The organism is Pseudoxanthomonas broegbernensis (assembly GCF_014202435.1).
Taxonomy (GTDB): domain Bacteria; phylum Pseudomonadota; class Gammaproteobacteria; order Xanthomonadales; family Xanthomonadaceae; genus Pseudoxanthomonas; species Pseudoxanthomonas broegbernensis.
The window spans coordinates 468,188-486,867 of sequence record NZ_JACHGU010000003.1 but is presented as its reverse complement, the minus strand read 5'-3'; the positions used below and the strand labels follow the sequence as shown (position 1 = coordinate 486,867).

The 18,680-nt window shown below is 72.4% G+C and carries 19 protein-coding genes; 8 read left to right on the top strand and 11 right to left on the bottom strand.

Annotated features, from left to right (window positions below):
- Nucleotides 1-8 precede the first annotated feature (8 nt).
- Nucleotides 9-1,004 (bottom strand): KpsF/GutQ family sugar-phosphate isomerase, encoded by a 996-nt coding sequence (locus tag HNR76_RS09090; protein ID WP_162312154.1) that lies wholly within the window; start codon nucleotides 1,002-1,004, stop codon nucleotides 9-11.
- A gap of 65 nt (nucleotides 1,005-1,069) precedes the next feature.
- Here HNR76_RS09090 and HNR76_RS09085 point away from each other — a divergent pair, with 65 nt between their 5' ends.
- Genes HNR76_RS09085 through HNR76_RS09075 form a run of 3 tightly spaced genes read left to right on the top strand, consistent with a single transcriptional unit; the run spans nucleotide 1,070 to nucleotide 2,980 of the window.
- Nucleotides 1,070-1,309 carry a BolA family protein gene (locus tag HNR76_RS09085; protein ID WP_162312155.1) on the top strand — a complete coding sequence of 80 codons (240 nt, stop codon included), beginning with the start codon at nucleotides 1,070-1,072 and terminating at the stop codon, nucleotides 1,307-1,309.
- 49 nt (nucleotides 1,310-1,358) lie between these two features.
- On the top strand, nucleotides 1,359-2,645 hold the full coding sequence (murA, locus tag HNR76_RS09080) for a UDP-N-acetylglucosamine 1-carboxyvinyltransferase (RefSeq protein ID WP_162312156.1): 1,287 nt from the start codon (nucleotides 1,359-1,361) through the stop codon (nucleotides 2,643-2,645).
- Complete coding sequence (locus HNR76_RS09075) at nucleotides 2,645-2,980, top strand: hypothetical protein (protein WP_162312157.1); 336 nt, start codon at nucleotides 2,645-2,647, stop codon at nucleotides 2,978-2,980. Before murA ends, HNR76_RS09075 begins: the two co-directional genes overlap by 1 nt.
- Nucleotides 2,981-3,000: 20 nt before the next feature.
- Here HNR76_RS09075 and HNR76_RS09070 read toward each other — a convergent pair whose 3' ends face one another.
- The 4 genes from HNR76_RS09070 to purM are packed head-to-tail and all read right to left on the bottom strand — an operon-like array spanning nucleotide 3,001 to nucleotide 6,271.
- Nucleotides 3,001-3,702, bottom strand: a complete 702-nt coding sequence (locus tag HNR76_RS09070; RefSeq protein WP_162312158.1) for a DUF3108 domain-containing protein — start codon at nucleotides 3,700-3,702, stop codon at nucleotides 3,001-3,003.
- Nucleotides 3,699-4,502 (bottom strand): DUF3108 domain-containing protein, encoded by an 804-nt coding sequence (locus tag HNR76_RS09065; protein WP_425501833.1) that lies wholly within the window; start codon nucleotides 4,500-4,502, stop codon nucleotides 3,699-3,701. Before HNR76_RS09065 ends, HNR76_RS09070 begins: the two co-directional genes overlap by 4 nt.
- A gap of 50 nt (nucleotides 4,503-4,552) precedes the next feature.
- A complete protein-coding gene (gene purN / locus HNR76_RS09060) occupies nucleotides 4,553-5,218 on the bottom strand; it encodes a phosphoribosylglycinamide formyltransferase (RefSeq protein ID WP_162312160.1) in 666 nt (221 codons plus the stop codon).
- Entirely contained in the window at nucleotides 5,219-6,271 is a 1,053-nt protein-coding gene (purM, locus tag HNR76_RS09055; RefSeq protein WP_162312161.1) for a phosphoribosylformylglycinamidine cyclo-ligase, read from the bottom strand.
- A gap of 152 nt (nucleotides 6,272-6,423) precedes the next feature.
- Between purM and HNR76_RS09050 the strand changes: the two genes are divergently transcribed.
- From HNR76_RS09050 to hda, 3 genes are read left to right on the top strand one after another with little or no spacing between them, the layout of a single operon-like run.
- Nucleotides 6,424-7,521, top strand: coding sequence for a DUF2066 domain-containing protein (locus tag HNR76_RS09050; protein ID WP_162312162.1), 1,098 nt, complete (start codon nucleotides 6,424-6,426; stop codon nucleotides 7,519-7,521).
- On the top strand, nucleotides 7,518-8,729 hold the full coding sequence (locus HNR76_RS09045) for an AI-2E family transporter (RefSeq protein ID WP_162312163.1): 1,212 nt from the start codon (nucleotides 7,518-7,520) through the stop codon (nucleotides 8,727-8,729). Before HNR76_RS09050 ends, HNR76_RS09045 begins: the two co-directional genes overlap by 4 nt.
- Nucleotides 8,726-9,469, top strand: a complete 744-nt coding sequence (hda, locus tag HNR76_RS09040) for a DnaA regulatory inactivator Hda (RefSeq protein WP_162312164.1) — start codon at nucleotides 8,726-8,728, stop codon at nucleotides 9,467-9,469. Before HNR76_RS09045 ends, hda begins: the two co-directional genes overlap by 4 nt.
- A gap of 117 nt (nucleotides 9,470-9,586) precedes the next feature.
- Here hda and murU read toward each other — a convergent pair whose 3' ends face one another.
- Complete coding sequence (gene murU, locus HNR76_RS09035; RefSeq protein WP_162312165.1) at nucleotides 9,587-10,288, bottom strand: N-acetylmuramate alpha-1-phosphate uridylyltransferase MurU; 702 nt, start codon at nucleotides 10,286-10,288, stop codon at nucleotides 9,587-9,589.
- Nucleotide 10,289: 1 nt separating this feature from the next.
- The gene (locus tag HNR76_RS09030; RefSeq protein WP_162312166.1) at nucleotides 10,290-11,294 is read right to left on the bottom strand and encodes an aminoglycoside phosphotransferase family protein; all 1,005 of its coding nucleotides are present in this window, start codon (nucleotides 11,292-11,294) and stop codon (nucleotides 10,290-10,292) included.
- Between the two features lie 78 nt (nucleotides 11,295-11,372).
- Between HNR76_RS09030 and HNR76_RS09025 the strand changes: the two genes are divergently transcribed.
- Nucleotides 11,373-12,788, top strand: a complete 1,416-nt coding sequence (locus HNR76_RS09025) for a mannose-1-phosphate guanylyltransferase/mannose-6-phosphate isomerase (RefSeq protein WP_162312167.1) — start codon at nucleotides 11,373-11,375, stop codon at nucleotides 12,786-12,788.
- Nucleotides 12,789-13,113: 325 nt separating this feature from the next.
- Here HNR76_RS09025 and HNR76_RS09020 read toward each other — a convergent pair whose 3' ends face one another.
- Nucleotides 13,114-13,383, bottom strand: coding sequence for a GlsB/YeaQ/YmgE family stress response membrane protein (locus HNR76_RS09020; protein WP_162312168.1), 270 nt, complete (start codon nucleotides 13,381-13,383; stop codon nucleotides 13,114-13,116).
- Between the two features lie 139 nt (nucleotides 13,384-13,522).
- On the bottom strand, nucleotides 13,523-15,028 hold the full coding sequence (locus HNR76_RS09015) for a M20 family metallopeptidase (RefSeq protein ID WP_162312169.1): 1,506 nt from the start codon (nucleotides 15,026-15,028) through the stop codon (nucleotides 13,523-13,525).
- Nucleotides 15,029-15,239: 211 nt separating this feature from the next.
- Between HNR76_RS09015 and HNR76_RS09010 the strand changes: the two genes are divergently transcribed.
- Nucleotides 15,240-15,584, top strand: coding sequence for a ComEA family DNA-binding protein (locus HNR76_RS09010; RefSeq protein ID WP_162312170.1), 345 nt, complete (start codon nucleotides 15,240-15,242; stop codon nucleotides 15,582-15,584).
- A gap of 469 nt (nucleotides 15,585-16,053) precedes the next feature.
- On the opposite strand, the gene HNR76_RS09005 is transcribed toward HNR76_RS09010, so the two are convergent.
- Together HNR76_RS09005 and HNR76_RS09000 are read right to left on the bottom strand one after the other, a co-directional pair.
- Nucleotides 16,054-17,706 carry a sulfite reductase subunit alpha gene (locus HNR76_RS09005; protein WP_246429065.1) on the bottom strand — a complete coding sequence of 551 codons (1,653 nt, stop codon included), beginning with the start codon at nucleotides 17,704-17,706 and terminating at the stop codon, nucleotides 16,054-16,056.
- The gene (locus tag HNR76_RS09000) at nucleotides 17,703-18,677 is read right to left on the bottom strand and encodes an FAD:protein FMN transferase (RefSeq protein ID WP_162312171.1); all 975 of its coding nucleotides are present in this window, start codon (nucleotides 18,675-18,677) and stop codon (nucleotides 17,703-17,705) included. Before HNR76_RS09000 ends, HNR76_RS09005 begins: the two co-directional genes overlap by 4 nt.
- Nucleotides 18,678-18,680 lie beyond the last annotated feature (3 nt).

The window sequence follows — 18,680 nt, the reverse complement described above, 5'->3', positions numbered from 1 at the left end:
TTGGGGGGTTAAACCACGCGCGCGCGCAACAGGTCGTGAATGTTGAGCGCGCCGACCGCGCGGCCGTCGGCGTCGACCACGATCAGGCCGTTGATCTGGTGGCGCTCCATCAGGTGCGCGGCCTCGGCGGCCATCTGCCCGGCGTCGACGGTGCGCGGGTTGCGGGTCATGAGCTGGGCGATGCCGGCCTGGCGCACGTCGATGCCGCGGTCCAGCGCGCGGCGCAGGTCGCCGTCGGTGAAGATGCCGGCCAGGCGGCCGTCGGCGCCGGCCACCGCGGTCATGCCCAGGCGCTTGCGGCTCATCTCCATCAGCGCCTCGGCCAGGCTGGCGTCTTCCCCGACCTGGGGCAGGTCCTGGCCGCCGTGCATCACGTCGGTGATGCGCAGCAGCAGGCGGCGGCCGAGGTTGCCGGCCGGGTGCGAGCGGGCGAAGTCGTCGGCGGTGAAGCCGCGCGCCTCCAGCAGTGCCACCGCCAGCGCATCGCCCATCGCCAGCGAGGCGGTGGTGCTGGAGGTCGGCGCCAGGTGCAGCGGGCAGGCCTCGGCCGGCACGCTGACGTCCAGGTGCACGTCGGCCTCGCGGGCCAGCGTCGACTGTGGCCGGCCGGTCATGGCGATCACCATGTTGCCCAGCCGGCGCAGCGCCGGCAGCAGCATCAGCACCTCGTCCGACTCGCCCGAATAGGACAGGGCCAGGACCGCGTCGGCGTCGGTGATCATGCCCAGGTCGCCGTGGCCGGCCTCGCCGGGGTGGACGAAGAACGCCGGGGTGCCGGTGGAGGCGAGGGTGGCGGCGATCTTGCGCGCCACGTGCCCGGACTTGCCCATGCCGGTGCAGACCACGCGCCCGCGGCAGGCCAGGATGCGCTGGCAGGCCAGGGCGAAGTCCGCGCCGACGCGCGCGCCGACCGCCTCCAGCGCCTGCGCTTCGATCTGGAACACGCGCCGGCCGCTGGCGACCAGGCAATCGGCATCGGTGGCGGAGGGGACGTGAGCAGGCATGCGCGTCGGCCCGGGCGGCCCCGGATTCGCTAGACTATGGCGCCTCATTCTAGGCCAAGCGCTCCATGGACGCCGACACCATCGCCCGCATGATCGAAGCCGGCCTGCCAGGGTCCCAGGCCCGGGTACAGGGCGACGATGGCGTGCACTTCGAAGCCACCGTGGTGTGCGCGGCGTTCGCCGGCAAGCTGCCGCTGGCCCGCCACCGCATGGTCTACGCCACCCTGGGCGAGCTGATGGGCGGGGCGATCCACGCCCTGGCGCTGAAGACCGTCACGCCCGAAGAGGCGACGGCCGGCGGCTGACGCGCCGTCCGCCGCCATCCCCATTCCCAATCTCCAGACCCCGCCTTCAATGCAGAAGATCGTAGTCAACGGCGGCGTGCCGCTTCGCGGCGAGGTCGCCATTTCCGGCGCCAAGAACGCCGTCCTGCCCATCCTGTGCGCCACCCTGCTGGCCGACGCGCCGGTGGAGGTGGTCAACGTGCCGCACCTGCACGACGTGGTCACCACGCTCAAGCTGCTGGGCGAGCTGGGCGCCGGAGTCGAATTCGACCAGGGCACGCTCTCGCGCGGCAGCGGCCTGGTGGTGGACCCGCGCCGGGTGAACCAGCACGTGGCGCCGTACGAGCTGGTCAAGACCATGCGCGCCTCGATCCTGGTGCTGGGGCCGCTGCTGGCGCGCTACGGCGCGGCCGAGGTCTCGCTGCCCGGCGGCTGCGCGATCGGCTCGCGCCCGGTGGACCAGCACATCAAGGGCCTGCAGGCGCTGGGCGCGGAGATCGGCGTGGAGGGCGGCTACATCAAGGCGCGCGCGCGGCGGCTGAAGGGCGCGCGCTTCGTGTTCGACATGGTCACCGTGACCGGTACCGAGAACGTAATGGCCGCCGCCACCCTGGCCGAGGGCACCACCGTGCTGGAGAACGCGGCGATGGAGCCGGAGGTCGCCGACCTGGCCAACTGCCTCAACGCGCTGGGTGCGCGGATCGAGGGCGCGGGCACCTCGCGGATCACCATCCACGGGGTGGAGCGCCTGAGCGGCGGCCGCCACGCGGTGCTGCCGGACCGGATCGAGACCGGCACCTTCCTGGTCGCCGCGGCGATGACCGGCGGCCGTGTCACCGCGCGCCGGGCGCGCCCCGACACGCTGGAGGCGGTGCTGGACAAGCTGCAGGAGGCCGGCGCGGAGATCACCGTCGCCGCCGACAGCATCACCCTGGACATGCACGGGCGCCGGCCGAAGGCGGTCAGCCTGACCACCGCGCCGTACCCGGCGTTCCCGACCGACATGCAGGCGCAGTTCATGGCGCTCAACTGCGTGGCCGAGGGCGTGGGCGTGATCAGCGAGACGATCTTCGAGAACCGCTTCATGCACGTCAACGAACTGCTGCGCCTGGGCGCGGACATCCAGGTCGACGGGCACACCGCGATCGTGCGCGGCGTCGAGCGCCTGGGCGGCGCGCCGGTGATGGCCACCGACCTGCGCGCCTCGGCCTCGCTGATCCTGGCCGGGCTGGTCGCCGAGGGCCAGACCACCATCGACCGCATCTACCACCTGGACCGCGGCTACGAGAACATCGAGGAGAAGCTCGGTGCGCTCGGTGCGCGGATCCGGCGGGTGTCGGGCCGGGGGGACGCCTGATGCTGCTGCGCGGCCGGCTGACCCGGCGCCGGAAGGTCCTGCTGGCGCTGCTGGCGGCGGCGTTGCTGGCGGTCGGCTGGGCCGGCTGGGCCGGCATGGCCGCCACCCGTGGCATCGCCACCGCCGACATGGACTGGAACGCGGACGGCACGGTGGCCCGCGGCGAGATACTGCAGGCGATGTACGCGGTGACCGCGCAGACGCGACGGGAAGGCAGCCGCGAGTGCACTACCTTTCGCTGGTACCGCAGCGGCGAGGCGATCCGGGTGGATTGCCGCACCGTGTTCGGCGAGGACGCCACGGAGGCGGGTCCCGCCGCCGCGCCCGCGCGGTAGCGGCGCCGGGCGCAGGCGGTTCAGTTCACCGACTGCAGGGTCAGGTCGATGGTGTCCTGGCCGTTCTCGCGCTGCAGGATGCGCGCGGGCACCGGCAGGCCGGCGACGATCCAGGCCACGGTCTCGCGCTTGTCGTCGCGCCGCACCACCTTGGTCGCCTGCCGCTGCTTGCCGGAGACGGTGATCTGCTCCTTGCCGGCCACCTCGTAGCGCATCGCCTTGGCCCGGCCCTCGTCGACCATGCGGTAGGCCAGCGGGTTGCCCGCGGCCACGTCGCGGACCACCGCCAGGTTGATCAGCAGCGCGTCCATGTCGCCGGGCTGCAGCGCCACCGGGCCGCGGCGCTCGGGCTTGACGTCGCCGCTCCAGGTGGCCTGCGCGGCCGACCAGTCGTAGTTGGCCGCCACTGACCGGCGCTTGATCAGCATCACCGAGCGGTCGCTGCTGCTGAGCGGGCGCAGCCGGCCCTGGTGCTCGTCGAACACGGTGGTCTGGGTCAGGTCGGCGAGCTGGTTGCGGACGTTGAGCTGGTACTTCCAGTTCCCGTCCTCGCGGGCCAGGGTCATGCGGCCGTTGGCCTGCATGCCCATGTAGCTGGCCTGGTAGCGCGCGTCGAACGGCGCCAGCGCGGCGGCCTGCACGGACGCGGCGGCCAGCAGCAGCCACGCCGCCAGGCAGGCCGGCACCAGGCTGCGGCGGAGGGAAGGGGTGCGGTTGCTCATCCTCGGGCTCCTCGGTATTCCACCAGTCTCAGGTCGATCTCGTCCCGCCCGTCCTTGCGCTGCAGGATGCGGATCGGGGTGGGCACGCCGCCGGCGACCCACAGCACGGTCTGGTCGCCGTCGTGGTCGGTGCGGGCCACGCGCAGCGCGTCGTAGCTCATGTCGGCCACGGCCAGTGTCTCCGGTTGCGCGGCGACGTGGTAGACGTGCTCGCGCACGCGCCCGCCGTCGACGAAACGATAATGCAGCACGGCGCCGGCGCGGGCATCGCGGATCACCGCCAGGTTGATCAGCAGCGCGCTCATGTCGCCCGGCTGCAGCGCCAGCGGGCGGCGCCGGTCCTTTTTCAGGTCGCCGTCCCAGTGCGCCTGCATCGTGCCCCAGTCGTAGGTGCCGGTCACCCGCTTGTCCAGCAGCATCGCCTTGCGCACGGTGCTCTGGCTCAGCGGCCGGTACCGGCCGGCGTCGTCCTCGAACACCGTGCTCTGCTCGATGTTGAGCCGGGCCAGCCCGGCCAGGCCGCGCGCGCCGCGGATGGACAGGTCCACCCGCCAGCGGCCGTCCCCGGCCTCGCTCACCTGCAGGCTGGCGTCGCCGGCCTGGCGGCCGCGATACCAGGCATCGTAGGTGGCCAGGAACGGTTCCAGCACCGCATCGGCCGGGGCTTCGCCGGGCGATTGCACGGCCGGCTCCGAAGCCGCCATCTCCGCATCCTGGGTGCGAGCGACCGCCGCGCATGCGCACAGGCAGGCGAGCAGCAGCAGGCGGGATGGAATCCGGAAGGGCGTGGTCGGGCTCATCGTCGGGGGGCGGGAGGAAGGTCGCGCCCCAGCATGCCCGGGCGATGGTGTCAGTCGCGTGAGTCCGGGTGCAGGACGCCAGCGGAATCTAGTCGCAGCGGTCTAAACAGGGTCTGACCATCCAGTTGGACCTGACCGTGGCGTTCAGCCAGGCGGCCGCTGGCGGCCAGCGCCATCACCGCGGCCACCAGCCGGTGCTCCTGCGGCAGCAGGCGCTCGGCCAGGGTATCGGCGGTGTCGCCGGGCAGTACCGGGATGCGGACCTGCGCGACCACCGCGCCGGAGTCCAGCTCCGGCACCACGAAGTGCACGCTGGCGCCATGCTCGGCGTCGCCGGCGCGCAGGGCGCGGGCGTGGGTGTGCAGGCCCTTGTAGCGCGGCAGCAGCGAGGGGTGCACGTTGAGCAGCCTGCCCTCGAAGCGGCGCACGAAGGCCTCGCCCAGGATGCGCATGTAGCCGGCGCAGAAGACCCAGTCCGGCGCGCAGGCGGCCACGGCCCGCGCCAGCTCCGCGTCGAAGGCGGCGCGGTCGGGGAAGGTGCGCGCGTCGGCGCTCCAGCGCAGCGCCGGCTCCACCCGGTCCAGCGCGGCGGCATCGGGGCGGTCGGAGAAGACGCCGGCGATGCGCGCGTCCAGGCGGCCGGCGCCGATCGCGTCGAGCAGGGCCTGCAGGTTGCTGCCGCGCCCGGAGGCGAGGACTGCGATGCGCGCGCTCATTCAGCCGATGCGCACGCGCTCGCCGGCGCCGGCGGCCACGACGACCCGGCCGATGGCGCGGTGCTCCAGGCCCTGCGCGTCCAGGGCGGCGGCCACCGCCGCGATGCCGTCGCCCGGGACCACCAGCACGAAGCCGATGCCGCAGTTGAATGTGCGCCACATCTCCGCATCGGCCACCGCGCCCTCGCGCTGCAGCCAATCGAACACCGGGGGGAGCACGATCGCCGAGGCTTCGATCTCGACCCCCAGGCCCTCGGGCACTACCCGCACGATGTTCTCGGTCAGGCCGCCGCCGGTGATGTGGGCCATGGCGTGGATCGCCTGGCCGTGTTCGCGCAGCAGGGCCAGCACCGGCTTGACGTACAGCCGGGTGGGCGCCATCAGCGCATCGGCCAGGGGCACCCCGCCCACGTGGACGTCGGCGGGCCGCCCGGCGCGGTCGTAGATGCGGCGCACCAGCGAGTAGCCGTTGGAATGCGGGCCGGAGGAGGCGATGCCCAGCAGCACGTCGCCCTCGCGCACCTTGCCGCCGTCCAGCAGCGCCGACTTCTCCACGGCGCCCACGGTGAAGCCGGCCAGGTCGTACTCGCCCGGGGCGTACATGTCCGGCATCTCGGCGGTCTCGCCGCCGATCAGCGCGCACCCGGCTTCCTCGCAGCCGCGGGCGATGCCGCCGACCACGGCCACCGTGGTCTCCACGTCCAGCCTGCCGGTGGCGAAGTAGTCCAGGAAGAACAGCGGCTCGGCGCCCTGCACCAGCACGTCGTTCACGCACATGCCCACCAGGTCGATGCCGATGGTGTCGTGGCGGCCCAGTTGCTGGGCCAGCTTGAGCTTGGTGCCCACCCCGTCGGTACCGGAGACCAGCACCGGCTCGCGGTACTTGCCCGACAGGTCGAACAGCGCGCCGAAGCCGCCCAGGCCGCCCATCACCTCCGGCCGGAAGCTGCGCCGCACCAGCGGCTTGATCCGCTCGACCACCTCGTTGCCCGCGTCGATGTCGACGCCCGCGTCGCGGTAGGTGAGGGGGACGGGCGGAGAGGTCTGGCTCACGTGCGGGGCCTGCGGGGAACGGGATCGGGGGCGGCGATTCTAGCAGCCGGCCCCGGCCCGGGCTCCCCGGCGCCGGATCGATTGGCGCCGCGCCGGCATTCGGGCAACAATTCCCGCAACTCCCCCTGCTTGGCAGCCGTCGAGGAACCCGCATGCGCGCGCGTCGTGTCCGTACCGGCCTGTTTTCCGCCTTTCCCCTGTGCCTGGCGCTGTGCCTGGGCGTGCCCGCGCCCGCGCACGCCTGGCAGGACGGCCTGCGCACCGAGGGCGACGTCGCCTCCGCGCAGGGCCTGTATTCCGGCGAGGTGCCGGTCACCAGCCAGACCGACCAGGCCCGCGAGGCCGGCTTCGCCCGCGCGCTGGCCCAGGTGCTGGGCAAGTTGTCCGGCGACGCCAACGTGGCCGCCCGCCCCGGCGTGTCCCAGGAACTGCGCAACGCCGCCGGCTACGTCGACGGCTACGACTACCGCCAGGACCAGGGTACCTCGCCGGGCGGCGCGCCCACCTTCCGGACCATCCTGGTGGTGCGCTTCGTGCCCGAGTCGGTGGACGCGCTGACCGCCGCGCTGGGCCTGCCGCTGTGGCCGCAGCCTCGGCCCAAGCCGGTGCTGTGGCTGGCCATCGACGACGGCAGCGGGCCGCGCCTGCTGGGCACCGGCCAGGCCAATGCCGCGCGTCCGCTGCTGGAGCGCGCCATCGAGCGCGGCTACCGCCTGGGCCTGCCGGCCGGCAGCGCCGCGGAGCAGGCCGCGGTCGGCGCGATCTGGCGCGACGACCCGGCCGCGGTGGCCCGCGCCTCGGCCCGCTACGACCCGCCGATGCAGCTCATCGGCAAGATGTACCGCGGTGACGCCGGCTGGGTGACCGACTGGACCTTCGTCGATGCCGGGCGGGTCCTGGCCACCCGCTCGGTCAGCGAGGGCGATCCGCGCCGCGCGCTGGCCAGCGGCGCGGACGTGGCCGCCGATGCCTTGATCAAGCGCTATGCGCGGGTACCGCCGTCCGAGCCGGCCGGCACCTACCGGGTCGCCTTCACCGGCCTGCGCAGCGCCGACGATTACCTTCGCGTATCGGCGCTGCTGCAGCGCCTGCCGGTAGTGCGCCGGGTGGCGCCGGTGCGCGCGGCGGCCGACCGGATCGAGTTCGACCTGGACCTGCTGACCGGCCTGTCCGGCTTCGAGCGCATGTTCGGCGCCGACGCGCCGGTGGTGGCGGTGGAAGGAGTGCCGGCGGAGTACCGGATGCGATGAACGAGGTCCAAGACACGCCCGAATTCGAGATTGCGCGCTTCCTGCGCCAGTTGAAGTGGATCCTGCTGGCCGTGGTGGCGGTGTGGCTGATGTGGATGCTGGCGCCGATCCTGACCCCGTTCGTACTCGGCGCGCTGCTGGGCTGGCTGGGCGACCCGCTGGTGGACAGGCTGGAACGCCGGGGGCGCTCGCGCAACGTCGCCGTCACCCTTGTGTTCGCGCTGATGACGCTGCTGCTGACGCTGGCACTGCTGATCCTGGTGCCGCTGCTCGAACGCCAGGTGAAGACCCTGATCGTCACCTTGCCCGCGTACCGCGACTGGTTCGTCGACACCGCGCTGCCGTGGCTGGAGGCCAGGACCGGCTTGGAGCTGCTGGTCTGGCTGGATCCGGACCAGTTGGTGGAGTGGGTGCGCATGCACTGGCAGCAGGCCGGCGGTTTCGCCGCGACCCTGTTCGGCTATCTCTCGCGCTCGGGTTTCGCGATGGTCGCCTGGGTGGTCAACGTGGTGCTGCTGCCGATCCTCACGTTCTACTTCCTGCGCGACTGGGACCTCCTGGTGGCGCGGGTGGCCGTGCTGGTCCCGCGCGACCACATCGACACCGTCTCGCGGCTGGCGCGCGAGTCCAACGACGTGCTGGCTGCGTTCCTGCGCGGGCAGTTCCTGGTGATGCTCGCGCTGGGGGCCATCTACGCCATCGGCCTGCAGTTGGTGGGGCTGAAGCTGGGCCTGCTGATCGGCATCGTGGCTGGCCTGATCAGCTTCATCCCCTACCTGGGCGCGACCACCGGCGTGGTGATGGCGGTCGCCACGGCGCTGGTGCAGGCGCAGGGCCTGGACCTGCAGTTGCTGCTGCTGGTGGGGGCGGTGTTCACGGTGGGCCAGTTGCTGGAGAGCTACGTGCTGACCCCGCGCATCGTCGGCGACAAGATCGGTCTGCACCCGGTGGCGGTGATCTTCGCGGTGATGGCCGGCGGGCAGTTGTTCGGCTTCCTGGGCATGCTGATGGCGCTGCCGGTGGCGGCGGTGGCCAACGTGCTGCTGCGCTTCGCCAGCGAGCGCTACCGCCAGAGCGACCTGTATACCGGCGAGCAGATCCCCATCGTGCTGGACTCCTACGTGGACCGCAGCAGCCTCGACCAGGCCACGTCCGCGCCGGCCGCCGCGCAGGCGCCGGACGGGGTGCGGGGCCCGGGGCCGGCATGAGCGCACGCCCCCCCGCGCCGCCCGCACGGGCCGGGGGTACGCCGCAGTTGCCGCTGGCCCTGCGCTACCCGCCGGACCAGCGGCTGGACAGCTACATCGGCGCCCCCGCCGGAGCCGTGGAACAGTTGCGCGCGCTGGCCCGCCGGCCGGGCGCGGACTGGCTGTACCTGGAGGGTACGGCCGGTTCCGGCAAGACCCACCTGGGGCTGGCGGCCTGCGCCGATGCGGAGCAGGCGGGCCGCCGCGCCGTCTACCTGCCGCTGCGCGCCGTGGCCGGGCGCCTGCGCGATGCGCTGGAAGCGATGGAAGCCGACCTGGTGGCACTGGACGGGCTGGAGGCCGCCGCCGGCCGTCGCGACGACGAGGTCGCCCTGTTCGATTTCCACAATCGCGCCCGTGCCGCCGGCATGGGCGTGCTGTACCTGGCCGCCGCCGCGCCGCCGGCGTTGCCGCTGGTGCTGCCGGACCTGCGTTCGCGGCTGGGCCAGTGCACCCGCATCGCGCTGCGGCCGCTGGACGACGACGCCCGCCGCCAGGTACTGCACGACCGCGCCCGTCGCCGCGGCCTGGTGCTGGAGACGGCGGCGGTCGACTGGCTGCTGACCCGTACCGGCCGCGACCTGGTGCAGTTGCTGGCGCTGCTGGACCGGATCGACCGCGAGTCGCTGGCCGCGCAGCGCCGGGTGACCGTGCCGTTCCTGAGGGGAATGCTCGGAAATGGCCGGGAAGGTGCCGGATGAGCCCGCGCGCCTCGCTGTCGTGTTGCCGCCGCGGGAGCCGGTATAGCCGGCGACCGGCATGCGGGTAGGGCCGGGCATGCCGGGTTTCGGCGCGATGTCGCCGGCTGAAGCCGGTTCCTACAACGGGGGGCGGGTCAACGACCGGTCCAGCTCGTCCAGGCGTTGCGGGGTGCCCACGTCGGTCCAGCGTCCAGGGTGGCGTTCGCCGGCGACGGCCGAGCGCGCCATGGACGCGCGTAGCAGCGGCGCCAGCTTGAAGCGCGGCGGCGAGCCGGGGACGCCGGTGACGGTGTCGCGCCAGCCGGCCAGCAGCGAGGGGCGGTACACGCCGATGCCGGCGAAGGTGAGCCTGGCGTCGCCCTCGGCGGCGAGCACGCCGTCGGCGCCGAGCGTGAAGTCGCCTTGCGGGTGGTGCACCGGATTGTCCACCAGCACCAGGTGCGCCTCGCCCCGGGGTTCGCGCGGAAGCCGGGCGAAATCGAAATCGGTCCAGACATCGCCGTTGACCGCGATGAACGGTGCCTCGCCCAGCAGCGGCAGCGCGTGCAGCATGCCGCCGCCGGTCTCCAGCGGCGCGTCGCCCTCGTGGCTGTAGCGCAGGCGCAGGCCCCAGCGGTCGCCGTCGCCCAGCGCTTCGGGAAAGCGCGCGGCCAGCCACGAAACATTGACCACCACCTCGTCCACGCCCATGGCCGCCAGCTTCTCCAGGTGCCAGGCGATCAGCGGCTTGCCGCCGGCCCGCAGCAGCGGCTTGGGGGTGTGGTCGGTGAGCGGGCGCATGCGCTCGCCCAGGCCGGCGGCGAAGATCAGGGCGCGCATGTCATCCCGGCCGCGGGCGGGTGATGTCGGCGTCGCCGATGGCGCGTTCGAGCAGTCGCACCATCGGGCGGATGTCCGGGTGGCGGCTGCCGACCTCGCGCACGTAGCGCCAGACCAGCGGCAGGTCGGCCAGGTAGCCGGGCTTGCCGTCGCGATACGCCAGCCGGCAGAACAGGCCCAGCACCTTGACGTGGCGCTGCAGGCCGGCCAGGTCGAACCAGCGGGCGAAGCGGGCCTCGCCGGCATCGGTCAGGCCCGCCGCGACCGCGCGCCGCCGGTAGGCTTCGCGCCAGGCGGCGACGCGCTCCTCCGGCCAGGCGATGTAGCAGTCGCGCAGCAGCGAGGCCAGGTCGTAGGCCAGCGGCCCGCGCATCGCACCCTGGAAGTCGATCACCCCGGGTGCGTTGTCGGCCACCACCAGCAGGTTGCGCGAGTGGAAGTCGCGGTGCATGAAGCGCTGCGGCTGTGCGTGGGCGGCGTTGAGGATGGCGCGGAAGGCCGATTCGAGCGGGTCCCAATCCTCGCATTCCAGGTGCAGGCCCAGGTGCCGGCGCAGGAACCATTCCGGCATCAGCTCCAGTTCCATCGTCATCCATGGCTCGTCGAACGCGGGCAGGCCGTCGGCGGATGCATGGACCTGCATGGCCAGGATCGCGTCGATGGCCTGCGCGTACAGCGCGTCCGCGCGGGTCTCGCTCAGCTCGGGCAGGTACAGGCGCTCGCCCAGGTCCTCCATCAGCACGAAGCCCAGGGCGGGGTCGGCCGCGCGCACCGCCGGCGTGTGCAGCCCCGCACGCGCCAGGCGTGCGCCGATCTCCAGCCAGGGGCCGACGTCCTCGCGGCCGGGCGGAGCGTCCATCACGATCCAGGTGCTTCCGCCGCTGGAGGTGCGCCAGTAGCTGCGGAAGCTGGCGTCGGCCGAGGCCACCTGCAGCGCCAGCGCCGGGTCGGAAAGGGCCTGGCGGGTCCAGGCCAGGCGCTGGTCGGCGCGGTCGGTGGCGGGCATGGGCGCGGGAAGGAGAGCGATGCGCACAGGGTAAACTCGCCGCCATCGTCAGGCGAGCCTGCGCAACGGTAGCGTCCCATGTCCAACCCCCAGCTTGTTCCCGTCCTGCTGTCCGGCGGGTCCGGCACGCGGCTCTGGCCGCTGTCGCGCGAGGCCTATCCCAAGCAGTTCCTGCCGCTGGTCGGGCGCGAGTCGCTGCTGCAGGAAACCTGGCGCCGGGTGGCCGGGCTGGCCGAGGCCGCGCCCTTGGCGGTGGCCAACGAGGAGCACCGCTTCATGGTCGCCGAGCAGTTGCGCCAGGCCGGCGCCGAGCCGGCGGCGATCCTGCTTGAGCCGGTCGGCCGCAACACCGCCCCGGCCATCGCCGCGGCGGCGCTGCAGGCCACCGCCGGTGGCGACGACCCGCTGCTGCTGGTATTGCCCTCCGACCACGCCATCGCCGCCGCGCCCGCGTTCCGCGCCGCGGTGCAGGCCGCGCGCGCGGCGGCGGAGGGCGGCGCGCTGGTCACTTTCGGCATCGTGCCGACCGGGCCGGAGACCGGCTACGGCTACATCAAGGCGGCCGCGGGCGAGGGCGTGCGCCGGGTGGAGCGCTTCGTGGAGAAGCCCGACGCGGCCACCGCGCGGGACTACGTCGCCTCCGGCGCGTACTTCTGGAACAGCGGCATGTTCCTGTTTCGCGCCTCGCGCTACCTGGAGGAACTGGGGCGCCATCGTCCCGACATCCTGGAAGCCTGCCGCCGCGCCTTCGCCGGCGCCTCGCGCGATGCCGACTTCGTGCGCCTGGAGCGCGAATCCTTCGCCGCCTGCCCTTCTGATTCCATCGACTACGCGGTGATGGAGAAGACCTCCGACGCGGCGGTGCTGCCGGTGGACGTGGGCTGGAACGACGTCGGCAGTTGGTCGGCGCTGTGGGCGGCGTCCGAGCGCGACGGCGATGGCAACGCCCATCATGGCGACGTGCTCGCACTGGAGTGCCGCGATACCTACGCCTGGACCGAGCGCCGCCTGGTGGCGCTGATCGGCCTGGACGACGTGGTGGTGGTGGACACCGACGATGCGGTGCTGGTGGCGCACAAGGACAAGGTGCAGCGGGTCAAGGACGTGGTCGCCGCGCTCAAGCGCGACGGCCGCGGCGAGGCGGTCCTGCATCGCAAGGTCTACCGGCCATGGGGCGCGTACGACTCCGTCGACACCGGCGACCGCTTCCAGGTCAAGCGGATCACGGTCAAGCCCGGGGCCGCGTTGAGCCTGCAGATGCACCACCATCGCGCCGAGCACTGGATCGTGGTGCGCGGTACGGCCAGGGTCACCCGTGGCGAGGAGGTGCTGCTGCTGTCGGAGAACCAGAGCACCTACATCCCGCTGGGGGTGAAGCACCGCCTGGAGAACCCGGGCAAGGTGCCGCTGGAGCTGATCGAGGTGCAGTCGGGCAGCTACCTGGGCGAGGACGACATCGTCCGGTTCGAGGACGTGTACGGGCGCAGCGCCTGAGGCCCGAGCGCCAGGGAGGGGGTCCGGGAGTGGCCAGGCTTCTTCTTCGCCCGGTTCCAGGGCGCGCGAGATGGCCTTCGCACCCGTTGCCTTCGCACCTTCGTAGGAGCCGACTTCAGTCGGCGGCAGGGCCTGCGCAGTCGCGGGGAAGCGTGGGCATGGCGGTTGCCGGCTGAAGCCGCCTCCTGCGGGAAACCGTGGACCATCGCTGCTTTTGGGGAAGCCGACATCGGCCGGCGACACCCATGCGCACCGGGCTTGCGCAAGGGCGCCCAAGGCAAAGGCCCCGCGTGCGGGGCCTTTGCGTATCGGACGGTGGCGTCGCTCAGGTCTTCTTCTTCGTCGCCATCCCATAGATGACCAGCAGGACGATGGCGCCCACCACCGCGGCGATGAAGCCCGCCGGTTCGCCCGGTGCGTACCAGCCCAGCGCGGCGCCGATGAAGCGCGCCAGCAGGGCGCCGGCGATGCCCAGCACGATGGTCCACAGGAAGCCGAGCTTGTCGTTGCCCGGCTTGATCGCGCGCGCCAGCAGGCCGGCGATGAAGCCGATCAGCAGGGTCCAAAGGATGCCGCCACCAAGGATCTGTTCCATCTGCATGCTCCGGTCGGGGTGAAGGGGTGACCGCGCGAGCGTACCTCAGCGCCGCCTGGCGTGCGCCATGCCGCTGCCGGGCGGGGTGACGCCCGGCATGCGGCCCGGCGCTTGCGCGCAGGGGCGAAGCACGGACGGCTCAGCAGCAGCCGTGCTCGCCATGCCGCTCGCCGCCGGCCACCGCGCCCGCCCCGACGGTCTCGCCGCGCACGCTGGCCCGATGGTGCGCGGCGATCACGTGCGCCACGCTCTGGGTCACCCGCTTGCCCATCGGGATGTGCAGGAACTCGTTGGGCCCGTGCGCGTTGGAGTGCGGGCCGAGCACGCCGGTGATCATGAACTGTGCGCCGGGGAATTTCTCCCCGAGCATGCCCATGAACGGGATCGTGCCGCCTTCGCCCATGTACATGGCCGGCTTGCCGAAGGCCGCCTGCGAGGCGTCGTCGATCGCCTCGGTGAGCCAGGGCGACTGCGCCGGCGCGTTCCAGCCGGTGGATGCCTTCTCCAGTTCCAGTTCGACCGTCGCCCCGTTGGGCGGGTCCTTCAGCAGCAGGTCCTTGAGCAGATCGCCCGCGCGCTTGCCGTCCAGGGTCGGCGGCAGGCGCAGCGACAGCTTCACCGAGGTATGCGGGCGCAGGACATTGCCGGCCGAGGACAGCGGCGGCATCCCGTCCACGCCGGTGACCGAGAGCGCCGGCCGCCAGGTGCGGTTGAGCACCATCTCGGTGAGGTCGCCGGACATCGGGCTCATGCCCTCCAGGAACGGGAACTTGCCGAATACCTCGTCGCCCAGCACGCCGGCGACCTTGCCGGCCTGCTCCTGGCGCTCCACCGGGATATCCACGTGCAGCCCATCGACCTTGATCCGGCCGGTGGCCTCGTCCTCCAGCCGCGACAGCAATTGCCGCAGCAGGCGGAAGCTGGACGGCACGATGCCCGAGGCGTCGCCCGAGTGCACGCCCTCGGACAGCACCTTGACGGTGAGGTTGCCGCCGGCCAGGCCGCGCAGCGAGGTGGTGCACCACAGTTGCTCGTAGTTGCCGCAGCCCGAGTCCAGGCACACCACCAGCGAGGGCTTGCCGATGCGGTCGGCGAGGTGGTCGACGTAGGCGGGCAGGTCGTAGCTGCCCGATTCCTCGCAGGCCTCGATCAGCAGCACGCAGCGCGCATGCGGCACGCCCTGCTCCTGCAGCGCCTGGATCGCGGCCAGGGAGCCGAAGATGGCATAGCCGTCGTCGGCGCCGCCGCGGCCGTACAACCGGTCGCCCTTGAGTACCGGCTTCCACGGGCCCAGGTCCGCATCCCAGCCGGTCATCTCCGGCTGCTTGTCCAGGTGGCCGTACAGCAGCACGGTGTCCTCGCGCGAGCCCGGGCCGCTGGCCGGGATCTCGGCATAGATCAGCGGCGTGCGGCCCTCCAGCCGCACCGCCTCGACCTGCAGGCCCGGGATGGCCTGCGCCCTGGCCCAATCCTCCATGAGCCGCACGGCGGCATCCATGTGGCCGTTGCGTTGCCAGTCTTGGTCGAACATCGGCGACTTGTTCGGGATGCGGATGTACTCGACGAGCTGCGGGACGATGTCCTCGTCCCACTTCCGGGCGATGAATCGCTCGGTGGAGGAGGGGTCCAGCCGGGTGCTGTCCATGGGGGCTCCAGGGCGAAAGGGGTTGGGCGGAGATTCTACGGCGGTCCCGGGGTAGGGTTTTTCCTACAGATGAACGGGGGGTTCCCCTGCTGTTTGCCTGCCGTTGCGGCGATAGGCTTCTTGTCGGTGGCGCGGAAGACTGGGTCTACCGAAGTTCCGGCAGGAAGCCGGTCTCGGGATACCCACCAACCAAGCTACAAGGAGTGTTGCCATGAAGTCGTTTTCCGTTCTTCTGAAGTCGCTGGTGCTGTCCGTGCTGCTGCTGGCCGGAACCGCGTTCGCCGCGGACAAGGTCGACATCAACACCGCCGATGCCGCTCAACTGGAGAGGGTCCTGGTCGGTATCGGATCTTCGAAGGCGGAAGCCATCGTCGAGTACCGCAGCGCAAACGGGCCGTTCAAGAGCGCCGATGAACTGGCACTGGTGAAGGGCATCGGACTGAAGACGGTGGAACGCAACCGCGACCTCATCGCGGTCGGCAACGCGGCTGGGCCGGTGCAGAAGGCCGGGTCCGCCGTCGGCGCGGCCCCCGCCAAGCCGGTGGTGCGCCGCTGACGGACGGCGGGTGGCGAGGTCCGTCTCGCCACCGGCCGAGGAATGCATTCCGGAAGGATGCCGGAGCATTGCAGGAATTGTAGAAATTTCAGGACCGGTGCAGCGCGGTCGCAGGTGTCGGATTGGCGGTTCGCCCGGGTAATTTGGAGTTGGCTCACGCAAGGACCGCGTGGTCAGCATCCACCAAGGCAGGGACGTATCGAACCAGGCAGGGAAGCCAACAAGGAAGTACCCATCGCCCGGTGTTGCACAGGGAGTGCAGCCGGGCGATGTCATTTGTGTCTACCGTCATGCCGGCCGGATACGGCAGGACCTGATCCTCGGCACGTGCGTGGATGTCCGGCCAGGGGGCTGGAGCGCGGCTGGCATGGCCGGCCGGCCCCGGAGGGCTCCTCTTGGTTTTCATCCCATGGGGCATGCCGGATAGCGGCCTGCGACGCACCGGCGCTACCGCCGCGCCGCAAGGTTGTCAGTAGACGTCGCGCCGGTATCGGCCCTCGATGCGCAGCGCGTCGCGCCGCTCTTCGCCGAGCGCCTGGGCCATCGCCGCATCCACGCCCGGCGCCATGCCGCTGGCGTTGCCGCAGACCAGAACGCAGGCGCCGGCGTCGACCCAGTCGCGCAGGATGTCGGCGGCGGCGTGCAGGCGATCCTGCACATAGGCGCCATCGCCCTCGTCGCGGGAGAAGGCCAGGTCCAGCCGCTCCAGCCAGCCCTGTGCCCGCCATTCCATGAGTTCGCCGCGGTAGAAGAAGTCGCGGTCCGCATTGCGTTCGCCGAACAGCAGCCAGTTGCGGCGCGCGCCAGCGCGGATGCGCGCGCGCAGGTGCGCGCGCAGGCCGGCGATCCCGGTCCCGTTGCCGACCAGGATCAATGGCCGTTCCGCCGGTGGCGGCTGGAAACCGGGATTGCCGCGCAGGCGCAGGTCGATGGTTCCGCCCAGCGGCGCATATCGGCACAGCCAGCCACTGCCCAGGCCCGGGCTGCCGTCGGCGCGCGGCATCTCGCGCACCAGCAGGCGCAGCCGGCCTTCCTCCGGGATCGAGGCGATCGAGTATTCGCGGTGGGGCAAGGGCCGCAACTGGGCGGCCAAGGCGTCCGGTGCCAACCCGGGCAGTGCCTGGATGTCCTCCGGCAGTTGCGAGCGCGCCAGCAGTGCGGCCAGCGTTTCCTCGCCGCCCGTGGCGGACAGCCGGGCGCCCCCGTCCAGGCCGAGCCGATCCAGCAGCGCCTGCACCCGTGCCGGCGGATTGCGCGGCCCGATCTCGGCGATATCCCCGGCCTGCCATGTCGGCAAGGTGCCGGTGGCCGGCTCCAGGGCCAGGTCGTGGACCGGCGCGCCCTGGCTGCCCGGGTTGAGCAGTTCCCGTGCCGCCAGCCGCCAGGACTCGTAGGCGGGCGGGCTCCAGTCGGCGAGGTCGGCACTGTCGGCGATCCGGCCCAGTTCGTACTGCCAGTGGCGCAGCGCCGCCTCGTCGGCGTTGTCGACCTCGACCCGGTCGAACAGCGGCTGCGCGCCGCGTCCACGCAGCCATTCGTCCAACTGGCGGCCGAAGGCGCAGAAGTGCGCATACTCGCGATCGCCCAGGGCCAGCAGCGCGTATTGCAGTCGCGGCAGCGCCGGCGACTGGCGCATGGTCTCGTGCAGGAAGTGCAGGGCGTGGTCGGGCGGGTCGCCCTCGCCGGTGGTGCTGGCGATGAACAGCGCGCGGCGGGTGTCCGCCAGGCGCCCGGCGTCGACCTGGTCCAGCGGCAGCAGCAGTACGTTGCCGCCGCAGTCGCGCAGCACCGCCGCGCTGCGCTCGGCCAGCGCGCTGGCGAAGCCGGTCTGGCTGGCCCACACCACCAGCAAGGGCGGTTCGCCCGCTATTGCTGTGTCCGGCAGCGATGCCCGGCGCGGCCACAGGAAGACGGCGCTGGTGCCGGCGTAGGCCACGACCACCAGTGCGCACAGCCACCAGCGGGAGGGCTGGGGCGCGGCCGGCCACCAGGCACCGCCATGCAGGGTCAGCAGGGCGCCGGCCAGCAGCGCGAGCACGGCAAGGACCGCCAGGTTGCCGAGCAGCGGGCGCGATGCACCGCCCGATCCGGTGCCGGAGCCGGGTGCGGCCATGGCGCTCATGCGGCCAGCCGCGCGCGAAAGGCGTCGGTCATCGATTCTTCCAGCCGGTCTCCGTCATGGGCGACGAAGCGCGCGGCCAGCCCATGCTTCTGGGCGAATGCCAGCCCGTCGCCGCGGCCCATCACCGTGAGCGCGGTGGCCCAGGCATCGGCGCCCATCGCCTGGCCGGCGACCACGGTGACCGATGCCGCCGCGTGGGCCACGGGCTTGCCGCTGCGCGGATCCAGGGTGTGCGCGTAGCGGGTGCCTTCCTGCTCGAACCGGTGCCAGCGGTCGCCGGAGGTGGCCACCGCCGCGTCGTCCAGCGCCAGCACGCGGGGCGGCAGGCCGGCGGAATCCGCGTCCTCGTCGGGCGTGGACTCGACCAGCACGTGCCAGGGCCGGCCGTCGGGCTTGCGGCCGTAGGCGCGGATCTCGCCGCCGACTTCCACCAGCGCCGCGGCGATGCCGCGGTCGCGCAGGTGCAGGGCGACGATGTCGGCGCCGTAGCCCTTGGCGATGCCCGACAGGTCCAGTTGCAGCCCGCCCGGCTGCAGCAACTCGCGGCCGCCCTCGCGGCGCTGCAGGCGCCGCCAGCCGGTGCGCCCGCGCTCGCGTTCGATGTCATCGGCCGCCGGCACCCGCCGCGGCGTGCCCGCGCTGCCGAAGCCCCATAGGTCCACCAGCGGGCCGAGGGTGGGGTCGAAGGCGCCGCCGCTGGCCTCGGCCACCGCGATCGCGCAGTCCAGCACGGCGGCGAACTGGGCCGGCAACCGCTGCCAACTGCCGGGCTCCGCGCGGCGGTAGCGGCTGATGTCCGAGTCCGCCTCCCAGGTGCTCATCTGCGCCACGACCAGGTCGAGGCTGCGCTGGATGCCGTCATGCAGCGCATGCAGGTCGGCACCGGGGCGCGCGGCCAGGCGCACGCTCCAGCGCGTTCCCATGGTCTGCCCGCCCAGGCTGGCGAGGCTCGAGGCGGTCGCCTGTTCCATCGT

Bases quoted from the DNA above. Each gene is read 5' to 3' on its own strand.
- HNR76_RS09020 (WP_162312168.1), bottom strand. From the start codon at position 13,383: ATGGAACAGATCCTTGGTGGCGGCATCCTTTGGACCCTGCTGATCGGC.
- murA (WP_162312156.1), top strand. From the start codon at position 1,359: ATGCAGAAGATCGTAGTCAACGGCGGCGTGCCGCTTCGCGGCGAGGTC.
- HNR76_RS09010 (WP_162312170.1), top strand. From the start codon at position 15,240: ATGAAGTCGTTTTCCGTTCTTCTGAAGTCGCTGGTGCTGTCCGTGCTG.
- murU (WP_162312165.1), bottom strand. From the start codon at position 10,288: ATGCGCGCCCTGATCTTCGCCGCCGGCCTGGGCGAGCGCATGCGCCCG.
- HNR76_RS09030 (WP_162312166.1), bottom strand. From the start codon at position 11,294: ATGCCCGCCACCGACCGCGCCGACCAGCGCCTGGCCTGGACCCGCCAG.
- HNR76_RS09005 (WP_246429065.1), bottom strand. From the start codon at position 17,706: ATGAGCGCCATGGCCGCACCCGGCTCCGGCACCGGATCGGGCGGTGCA.
- HNR76_RS09075 (WP_162312157.1), top strand. From the start codon at position 2,645: ATGCTGCTGCGCGGCCGGCTGACCCGGCGCCGGAAGGTCCTGCTGGCG.
- HNR76_RS09015 (WP_162312169.1), bottom strand. From the start codon at position 15,028: ATGGACAGCACCCGGCTGGACCCCTCCTCCACCGAGCGATTCATCGCC.
- purN (WP_162312160.1), bottom strand. From the start codon at position 5,218: ATGAGCGCGCGCATCGCAGTCCTCGCCTCCGGGCGCGGCAGCAACCTG.
- HNR76_RS09085 (WP_162312155.1), top strand. From the start codon at position 1,070: ATGGACGCCGACACCATCGCCCGCATGATCGAAGCCGGCCTGCCAGGG.
- HNR76_RS09050 (WP_162312162.1), top strand. From the start codon at position 6,424: ATGCGCGCGCGTCGTGTCCGTACCGGCCTGTTTTCCGCCTTTCCCCTG.
- HNR76_RS09070 (WP_162312158.1), bottom strand. From the start codon at position 3,702: ATGAGCAACCGCACCCCTTCCCTCCGCCGCAGCCTGGTGCCGGCCTGC.
- HNR76_RS09000 (WP_162312171.1), bottom strand. From the start codon at position 18,677: ATGGAACAGGCGACCGCCTCGAGCCTCGCCAGCCTGGGCGGGCAGACC.
- HNR76_RS09090 (WP_162312154.1), bottom strand. From the start codon at position 1,004: ATGCCTGCTCACGTCCCCTCCGCCACCGATGCCGATTGCCTGGTCGCC.
- HNR76_RS09045 (WP_162312163.1), top strand. From the start codon at position 7,518: ATGAACGAGGTCCAAGACACGCCCGAATTCGAGATTGCGCGCTTCCTG.
- HNR76_RS09065 (WP_425501833.1), bottom strand. From the start codon at position 4,502: ATGAGCCCGACCACGCCCTTCCGGATTCCATCCCGCCTGCTGCTGCTC.
- HNR76_RS09025 (WP_162312167.1), top strand. From the start codon at position 11,373: ATGTCCAACCCCCAGCTTGTTCCCGTCCTGCTGTCCGGCGGGTCCGGC.
- hda (WP_162312164.1), top strand. From the start codon at position 8,726: ATGAGCGCACGCCCCCCCGCGCCGCCCGCACGGGCCGGGGGTACGCCG.